Annotated in this window: 8 protein-coding genes and 1 pseudogene; 4 read left to right on the forward strand and 5 right to left on the reverse strand. The window is 38.4% G+C overall.

What is annotated here, in order from left to right:
* The first annotated feature begins 89 nt into the window (after positions 1-89).
* Positions 90-1,013 (forward strand): hypothetical protein, encoded by a 924-nt coding sequence (locus QVA83_RS00765; RefSeq protein WP_039224666.1) that lies wholly within the window; start codon positions 90-92, stop codon positions 1,011-1,013.
* Positions 1,014-1,548: 535 nt separating this feature from the next.
* Here QVA83_RS00765 and rpsQ read toward each other — a convergent pair.
* Together rpsQ and QVA83_RS00775 are read right to left on the reverse strand one after the other, a co-directional pair.
* Positions 1,549-2,196 (reverse strand): 30S ribosomal protein S17, encoded by a 648-nt coding sequence (rpsQ, locus tag QVA83_RS00770; RefSeq protein ID WP_052247338.1) that lies wholly within the window; start codon positions 2,194-2,196, stop codon positions 1,549-1,551.
* Positions 2,193-2,876: a hypothetical protein gene (locus QVA83_RS00775; RefSeq protein WP_039224664.1), complete on the reverse strand. Its 684-nt coding sequence runs from the start codon at positions 2,874-2,876 to the stop codon at positions 2,193-2,195. The genes rpsQ and QVA83_RS00775 overlap by 4 nt, the downstream gene beginning before the upstream one ends.
* A gap of 612 nt (positions 2,877-3,488) precedes the next feature.
* On the opposite strand from QVA83_RS00775, the gene QVA83_RS00780 reads away from it, so the two are divergent.
* Positions 3,489-4,112 carry a hypothetical protein gene (locus tag QVA83_RS00780; protein WP_156077969.1) on the forward strand — a complete coding sequence of 208 codons (624 nt, stop codon included), beginning with the start codon at positions 3,489-3,491 and terminating at the stop codon, positions 4,110-4,112.
* Between the two features lie 701 nt (positions 4,113-4,813).
* Here the strand turns inward: QVA83_RS00780 and QVA83_RS00785 are convergent.
* The 3 genes and pseudogenes from QVA83_RS00785 to QVA83_RS00790 form a co-directional block, all read right to left on the reverse strand.
* Complete coding sequence (locus QVA83_RS00785; protein ID WP_230633701.1) at positions 4,814-4,900, reverse strand: hypothetical protein; 87 nt, start codon at positions 4,898-4,900, stop codon at positions 4,814-4,816.
* A gap of 235 nt (positions 4,901-5,135) precedes the next feature.
* Positions 5,136-5,225, reverse strand: a pseudogene (locus QVA83_RS22410) (hypothetical protein); the annotation flags it as partial.
* Between the two features lie 275 nt (positions 5,226-5,500).
* Positions 5,501-6,820: a site-specific integrase gene (locus QVA83_RS00790; RefSeq protein WP_039224661.1), complete on the reverse strand. Its 1,320-nt coding sequence runs from the start codon at positions 6,818-6,820 to the stop codon at positions 5,501-5,503.
* 406 nt (positions 6,821-7,226) lie between these two features.
* Here QVA83_RS00790 and QVA83_RS00795 point away from each other — a divergent pair, with 406 nt between their 5' ends.
* Both QVA83_RS00795 and QVA83_RS00800 read left to right on the forward strand, forming a co-directional pair.
* Complete coding sequence (locus QVA83_RS00795; RefSeq protein WP_287498003.1) at positions 7,227-8,402, forward strand: MFS transporter; 1,176 nt, start codon at positions 7,227-7,229, stop codon at positions 8,400-8,402.
* A gap of 170 nt (positions 8,403-8,572) precedes the next feature.
* The coding region (locus QVA83_RS00800; protein ID WP_287498004.1) for an outer membrane beta-barrel protein at positions 8,573-9,051 on the forward strand (479 nt) is incomplete at its 3' end.

The raw sequence follows: 9,051 nt of genomic DNA on the forward strand, positions 1-9,051 counted from the left end.
TTCAGTTATAGTCTTTTAAGCTTCATATTTAGGCAACTGCTACCTTACGCTAGCGACTACGTTAGAAATAAATGGGACTGTATTGTGATATGAGAGTCGAAATTATTACAGGTGTACTTATCTTTATTATAAGTACTTTTTTGGGGTACCAGCTAAACGATTACCTCTCTAGAGATAGGATTACTATTCAGAACGTTGAGGTTATTCCCGCGACAAAAAAGTACGCCATAGATCGTAAAAGACTAGCTGTTATAAATAATTCATCACATATTAGCATGTTCTCTTCAGGTGGCTACTTGCTTCCAGACTTACCTGATGAACTTAGCAATAGTCAACTTGAGTGGCTTAAAATGCACCTCAATACAAAAAAAGCATCAGCAGATATTTTCGCAGATAGATTGAGTTCTGCGTTAAAGAATATTAGCTCGATTAGTGACAATGCATCTGGAAAGGAGTTACTAGCTGCAACTGACTTGGTATCAATACCATCCTTATATTTCGAACCTAACGAGACGAAAAAGGGAGAAGTTTTAGCTTCCCTTGAGCGTGCTGAAAGCAACGTAAAAAATTACATTACTACAATTAATCAGCTTATTGTTGAGATGGATAGCTTCAAAAGTGTTCGTACTGGTGACTTCGAGATTGTTGTCACTTTACTTAATTCAGGTGATACAGATGGCTTAATCAAGTATGACGGCACGATGAAAATCGATAGTTATAAAGAGTCTATACCTATTAGTGTGGATTTAACTTCTCCGCAGGGGGATTATCAGAAGCCGATGTATATGTCTTACCCTTCAATTTCAGATAAGCGACAATCTACTAGGGTAGAAAAACGATCGATGGTTCAAATAATTTTTGTTGTCGACAAAGATAATGTTGGCGGAAAAATCATTGGTGAAATCAAAAAGAAGGTCAGCAAGGAGCAATCCTTCGAGATCTCCGTGCAATTAGTCGATTTTAGAGGTGAAAGAATAGACTCTATAAAATACAGATCTTATGCAACAGATTGAATTAGTATCAGGTTATTGCACCTGAGACAAGCTAGCTAAGAAAGCTCTTAAAATGTACAGAAACCAGTTTGATTAGTAACAGTTAACCTGACATTTGCACTGATAGAGTAAGCCGAGTCTGACTTTCTTCTATTTGCGTGAAGCAGAATTTAAGTACTGAGTCGGCCAGACTTAGCTTAACTTTATTTTAAGTGCTGTCTTTTGGAATTGTAGCCTTTTAATATTGAGCAAACCAAGAACACATACAAACTAAATAAGGTAGACATTGTGAATTGACAACAATAGAGTTGATTGTTTCAAAAACCTAGGTTAAATCCATACGAAAGTATCCGACTATTTGTCTCAGTATTTTAAAGTGAATAAAAAACACCCCACTTATCAATGAAGAAACAATTTGACCTAGAAAAGATAGAAAACGATTAGGTCACTTAAAGAAACTGATATAGACCAATAACCGTGAAGCTATCACATAAGGTCACATCTAAAAGCTTAGGCTTCTAACATATAAAATTTTTTGTATTATTCGAAAAGCAATTCAAAATAGGTCTATTTGATATGAGTTTTGCTTTTTATTCTTACCTTCTCGCTTCAATATTGCGAACAAAGCGTGAGTCTTTCTTTTGCTGATAGGTCTGGTCAACTTAGCAACGACAGTGTCCCCTAACTTACATTGCTCGTATTCATCATGAACTAAATAGTTGGTAGACTTTTTCAACCTCTTTCCTGTAACTTTGTGAATAACAATTCTTTCAACATAAACTTTACAGGTCTTGTTCATTGAGGTGCTGGTTACAATCCCTCTAATCTGTTTACGATTACGATCCTGCAATTCAATTAAACTATTCAAACGATTGTCTTTAACCACTTTTGGAAAGGTCAACCTAACACCATACAGAGAAGCAATACTCATCCATTTGTGAATAATCTCTGTCGCAACATCGTATACATTGTTATCTTCTTCAAAGGTGAGGTTGGCTATTTCTGCTGCTGTCTCAATTACCACAGAAATTTCATCAATGAATTTCAGAACTATATCTTTGTAAGGAAAATCATTAACCTTAGAATCATCGTCATTATCTAATAGCTTAAAATCTGAGTGTAATTGATTATTCAAATGACTAGATTTTTGGACAAGCCAAGTAAGCTTTTCTTCAACAATGTAGTCAACACTTTGAGATTTCATTTGTACTGTAATTCTCTTGTGACCAAGTCGAAGCAATCAAGCATTTGCATTATCACGTTGTCCGTTCTGCGTATTACTTCATGGTATTTAGTTGATAATAAAGCACGGTTGTCGATAAAAAAGTCTACATGATTAGAATCCCAGTCTATATTTGCTGAGAATTTGGAAATTTCATTTAAGAAAACCATAAATTCTTGGTGGATTTCTACAACGATATCTCTGTCTTCAGCTATTTCAACTAGGTTCTCGGAAAGTCTTCTAAACCCAGAGTTGTTTAATTCTGCAATATTTTTTTTCCAATTTTCATCATTTGGAGATTTCATTCCTGAAATTATCCTCATTGACTTTTTGGTTTGATTTTTAAATGTTAAGCATGCGGCGTTGAGATTCCCGCTATGAATAACTTTTCTCAATGAATTTGGAGCTACAGAACCTGTCGTATGAGGAACTCTCATGCCATCTCTGTATTCAGTAAGTAACTCAACTATTGGGTTAATACTAGCAATTAGAGAGTGGTAGTCACTATGAATTTGCTTCCACGATGCACCAAAGTGCGCGAGCATCGATAGCAAAGATAAATACATTTTGTCGTTATCATTTTTATTAATATTGTCAAAGTTGTATTGTACCAAACCGCAAAGAGAAGCAATGCTACCAAGTGTCGCTAGTGTTATGACCATGATTCAACTACCCTGTTATTGTTCTTGTGCTTATTTAGATAATCCAATTAATCTGCGATTGCAGCTAATAATTCAAATATCACATAGCCTTTTTTTAATCAGTGTATCGCTCGTCGTACATACTCTGCAAGTGAAAAAGTTAGAGAAAACTTATCTATCTGTTCGCTCAGCGAAAATAAAAAACTTCTCACGCTAGTTTTGAATTTTTAAGGAACTTCCACGTCGCAAATCTCGCTCTAATTATCGCACCTATTCAATATGCTCGCTTAACGAGATAAGTAGATTGATGAGGTATTAAGAAAACACTATTGCAGTGCTCATAACCACCCGCTAAAACTTGATTAACTATAATCTCGATTATCTGAGAATGGCACAAAAAGTCATTACATTTTTTACTAAAAAAACTGCACCTTAAAGAAGAGTTTATTATTTTTTTAGATTAAAAAAGTTGTCAAAAAATTTTACAAACTGAAAATTACCTTTCTTAAGAATCGTTAAACGCATAAAAAAAAGATTTCAAATGGCATTTATTTTGCCTTAAAATTCATATAGATTTCTATAATTGAATAATCTCTCCACCATCCCAGATAGATAAAACAAAGGATATGTTTAATGAATTTGAAAATGCTGAGAATAGCGTTTGCTGCTTTTATTTTGTGTGCAACTAAGATCGCTAATGCAGGAATCGTCTATGATGAGTCTATTGACGGAGACGATAGTGCACACTCCTATTATGGCCATGAGTTGACATTGAGTGGTGGAGTTAATCAAATACTAGGGAGCACTTATACCCGCTATAGCAGCGATAGATTTGACGATAGCGATTCTTATGATCTCTTTTTACAAGATGATATTATATTTTCAAGTATAGATTATGAAATCACCGCTAGAGACGTTACTGATACACTATTCGCGGGTGACTGGTTTTTTGTAAGTTCCTTCTATATTTACAGTTCAAATAGCTATTTCCCAAAGTACGTAAGGCACGAGATTGACTCAGTGTCGCAAACTACCACAGGCCCTTTATCAATAGATGATCCAACAATAAACCGAATTCGATTCACTCGAAGAGGCTGGACTTTAAACCCAAACCATTGCTTCGGTATTTGCGAAGCAACTCTGGACTGGAAGATAACCATAAATACGATAAGCGCTGAAGTCCCTGAACCTTCTACATTTACTATTTTTGCTCTTACTTTTATCGGGTTAGCGCTAGGTAAATTAAAAAACGATTAGTTATTAGAATACGCGTATAAGAAATATCAACGCTACGTAATCCCCACTGTACTAGCTGTATTGAAGGCTAGTTGCATCCGTGTTAAATGGATACTTTATAGGAGTCACTGAACTAGTTGCCGTTAAGATAGGTAATTGAAATGGTCATTGGTGCGGAAATCTGCAATGAGACATGTGAAAACTCTTTCCGCAACATTTTTCTTTTTCAAATGTTGGCCTGGTTTTGTTCTTTTTGCACCAAGTTCGAAGTCGCGTTGAGTGATGCAGTTGCTGAATGGAGCAACGTCAGGTGGGGCTCGAAGTGACAGTATAAGCGAATCGTTTTTTTGCGCCGGAAAATGTCTTGTCAAGGTATGCCAAAACCTTACGGATAACGGCTGGTTCTGTGATACGGGTAATCACTTTGAAATTGATTTTTTTCACCAGCTTTACAGACGTAGCTCTCAATATTGAATACTCTTTTTAATCTTTGTCCCCATGACATAGCGCGCTCATTGTAGGGCCTAATTAAGTCTTTTAGATTTTCCGATAAGCACGGGCTATTCTTGCCACATTGTGAAGCCGTTACCTCGGCACGCTCTATAGCATTGGGTGCAAATATCCCATAAAACCTCGTGAGTTAAGCCTATCTCCTCCAGATATTGGGCCAATCTCGTTGCTATTAGCAATTACGAGCATCTTTATATCACTGTAGCTTAGCGCTATAACGTATTTAAACTTGGTTTGTCTTCTTTTTTGTGTGATACGCCTTCCGCAAAAAGCATGTGAAAGTGAATGTTTAAATTCAACGCACTTCCAAAACGCTGGGTGTCAGTTACCGCTCCTGTGTTTGCTTACTTTTTTAAGGTACCCTGCTTGATGAATAATATCTGTGCAATAGCACGATGTATAATTTTAATGATGTCACTTCAATACTTGGAATATCTGCCGAGTAACAACCTTAGAGAAATGGGCAAACTCAACACTCATTAACGTACTGGATATCCATATAAAACTTCATCACGCATTAGTTTGGACTCTCGGTCATGCGTCTGGCACTACAGCTTGGACAAAAAACCGTTTATTACAGCTAAACGCTACTGATTTCTCCTGTTTGCAGTCTTCACAAACTACGCGAAGAAACCCATGCTCAAGACTTCCAGATTTTAGAAATTCTTCAAACTCTTTTTCTAATAACTAGGCAGCCACTTCCCTTGATGGAAAGCTATTTTAGAAATTCAGGATAGTGATGCTCGACTAATTGATAGAGCAATGTATGCTCTGGCCGATATTATTAATAAGTAGAATATCGAATGACTAGCAAAGGCACTCTTGCCAAAACAAGTCTGAGCTATCATACTTCATGTCCCCTTGGTAATCGCACCAATCCAAGTTAAATTTACGTTCTTTCACGAAACCTGCGATAACAAGCGTTGAGCTAACGCTAGCTTTTCTTCCTTACTTAATGAGGCGATGTCCACCAGCCCCGAATTAACTTCATCCGATTTCTGCCGTCTTCCAGCTAATTCTAGAATCTTATTTTCGATTCGCTTTGCCGGTTCACGTAACTCCTCGGGAGTAAGAACTGTATAGCCAGCTGTCACATCATTTCGACCAGTCTTGTGATTCAATAACCGTTTCAAGGTATAGGTGCCTGTTTGTATTCGCTCGGCTACCGTAGTGAAAGTGCGACGGAGGTCATGCATTGAGAAGACAACTTCACCACGTTCGCTAACTTTATGTAGAACCTTCTTTGGCTCAACAATTCTACCTACGTTGTTTACTGCATTGAAAACATATGGACTTTCAGTCTGGTACTCTTTCCTACGCTCAAAAATACTTTGCAAGTATGGTGATATCGGCAATTTCAACGGGTCGCCGTTTTTAGTTTTCTCTACCCAAAAACTGCGCTCGTCTAAATTTACTTGTTCCCACTTCAATTGAACTAACTCTGTTTTACGCAAACCAGTAAATAGAGCTGTCTCAATGTAGTCACATACGGATATAGGGAACAGCATAGAAGTAGCTATACCCTCGTTTCTGACATCATCTACTGCATCTAAAAACGCGCCAATTTGCTGTCCATTTAAATAAGTCTGCTTTCTTCCCACATGATGCCAAGCGCGCAGATGCGATAAGATATGAACTGGGTTTTCTTCAAAGTGGCTTACGCCATTTTCGTCTCGATATTCGAATTTGGCAAAGTTAAACAATGCTCGAATAAAACGCATAGTTAAGTCGGCCTGAGCTTTACTGCGCTTTGTTATGCTCGCATGTACTTTTTTTACCGTATTTTCATCAAAATAAATAAGAGGTTCTTCGCGATAGTCTTCAAGGTAACAATCCATCACCTGGTTATATCCACGTAGAGTATTGTCAGAAAGCGACTTAATACTTTTGTAGTGAAGGAAAACCTCTTTCATAGTTACTAGCTTTTCCTGCTGCTTTCTAGTTTCTGTATTTGGGTTTTGCTTGTTAACGATTTTGTTGAGCGTCTCACGTGCAGACTGTCTTGCCTGATCAATCGTCAATTCGGGAAATGAACCCAACGTTACACTTAACGGTGAAGATTGATGCTTCAACCTTTTGTAAACTCGAAATACTTTTTTACCCGCAGGTGTTACATCGCAAACCAGACCAGCAACATCTGAGTCGTAATAACGCTTACGTTTTTCTTGCGGGGTTATTTCTTGAAGAACTTTTTTAGTGAACTTGAATTTTTCAGGCATGGCCGTCCGATCTGCTTGTTATTTCTGTGCTACAAAAACTGTAGCACAGCCCTCTTTCCTGTGCTACAAATGTGCTACAAAAGAAATAAACAAAGACCAAACAAGAACAACATAAGCCCATGTTTTTAATTAATTTATTTGAAATTTAAGTGAATTTTAACAAAATACAAAAAACATTTATAAATCAATAGGCCAAGATAACTCATAATCGGCAGGTCCCCTGTTCAAGTCAGGGTGGGGCCACCATTTTTTCTAGAATTACCAGTCACCACTCGCTTATATCATCACGTTATCAGTTTTCTCAAACTTAAAAAAAGCGTCTTTATTAAAACTGTAACACCAAATCTGTAGCCTAACTGCACTGTCTCTTTACCCATAGTTTGGTTCCCCTTAGATGAAGCACACCATGTCACGCCATACGTTTTATTCGCTGACGGTAACCTTCACCATTTTGTCTATTCTTGGCCAACTCTCTACCAGCATTTATAGCCCCTTCTTTTTTGACTTGGCTGCTATATACGACAGCTATGTGGGAATAATTGAAAAAAGCGTGGCCGTGTTTCTTATCGCGTTCTCACTTTCTCAGTTAGTGTCTGGTGTCGCCTGCGACTACCTAAACAAACAAAAGTTTCTACTGTACGGAGTCTTAGTATTCATCGCCGGTACGCTTATGGTGGCACTTGCCACCGAAGAAAATACCTTTCTTGTAGGAAGAGTCATTCAAGGCTTAGGCGGTGGGGTTGGCGTTTCAGTATCGCGCGGACTGTCACGTCAGATATTTAGCGAAAAGCAGCTGAATGTTTCACTTTCATTTATCAACATTGCATTCGCTATCGCGCCAGCAATAGCGCCACTAGTAGGTACACTAATTGGCGAGTCCTTCGGAGTTTCATCTATCTTTTATTTTGTACTAGTAATGGGAGTATTCGCCTTACTTTTACTGCTTTCAGTTTCCACCACCCTCAAACAGTATATGCCGACAACCTCAGAGAACGTCTTTGGCGATACTTTAGCGCTTATTAAAAGCACAATGATGAAAATCGTCTCAGTGGGTATGGCCAGCGGACTACTTTATGGCATTGTGTTTAGCTTCATTACCATCTCGCCGTCTATGATAATGCAGCAATTCGGACTCACCAAAACTGTGTTCTCGATATATTCGCTTCTAGCCACGCTGTCTTTTGTGATGGGAAGCATAATCAATATTCGACTAGCCTCTGTTTCACCATTGTTTAAATTCAAGTATTCAAGCTTGTTTATCGCTGTGCTTTCTGTGCTTTTTGGGTTACTTATTTCCCCCTTCGCAATAAAAGGGTTAATGGGTATTTTGACTTATTGCTATATCACCTTCTTTTTTATTGGCATCGCAATGCCCTGCAGCGTAACTATCATGCTTGGCTACTCTGATAAATCCGCAGGTTTTTTAGCGGCGCTAACCGGCTTTTTTCACCTAACAGGGGCAGCAATAGGCGCTTACGCGGTGACCTTAATTACCCTAGAACCTATCATTTCTTTTTGTTTGTCCTCTTGCGGCTTAAGCGTTGCGAGTATCCTCATCTGTACAACACTGAAGAGGAATTAACTAAGCTCTTGTATGGCAATGCCGTTGTATTGATAAAACGTACACCACTTAAGGTGTTGAATAGTGAAAATCGAGTCGTGTTGCCCATTTGATTTCTAAAATCCATCCCCATAATGATGAGGCTCCCGAAGTGGTTGGGAGTAATTATTGTTAAAAGGATATTAGAAACAATGAAACGTACTATTCTCGCCAGTATCTTTGGCGCGCTTTCTTTAAATGCTTTCGCAGCTTCGCCTTCATATGACTTCGTTAAAGCTGGATACGTACAAGCAGATATTGAAGACGCAGGCGACTTCGAGCCAACCGGTTTTCAAATTCAAGGCTTCAAATCACTTAACGAAAATGTATACCTGACAGGTCGCTATGGTCAGTTGAGTGAAGACGAATATGGTGTTGACGGTGAACTTGACTATATCTCTGCAGGGGTTGGTTACCGCTATGGTTTAACTACAACAACCGACTTTTTTGGTGAGTTGACGTATGAGTATGTGGATGTTGACCTAGACTCAAGCTTCGCTTCTGCTGAGGCTGACGACAATGGCTATGGCATTACTGCCGGTATTCGTTCAATGCTGTCAGAGCAATTTGAGCTTCGCGGTGCTATCCGCTATATCGACATTGAAGACGACGAAACAGCTTTTGAAATTGG

This window comes from Alteromonas sp. AO-Serp (genome assembly GCF_017849675.1).
In the GTDB taxonomy this organism is placed as follows: Bacteria; Pseudomonadota; Gammaproteobacteria; order Enterobacterales; family Alteromonadaceae; genus Alteromonas; species Alteromonas macleodii.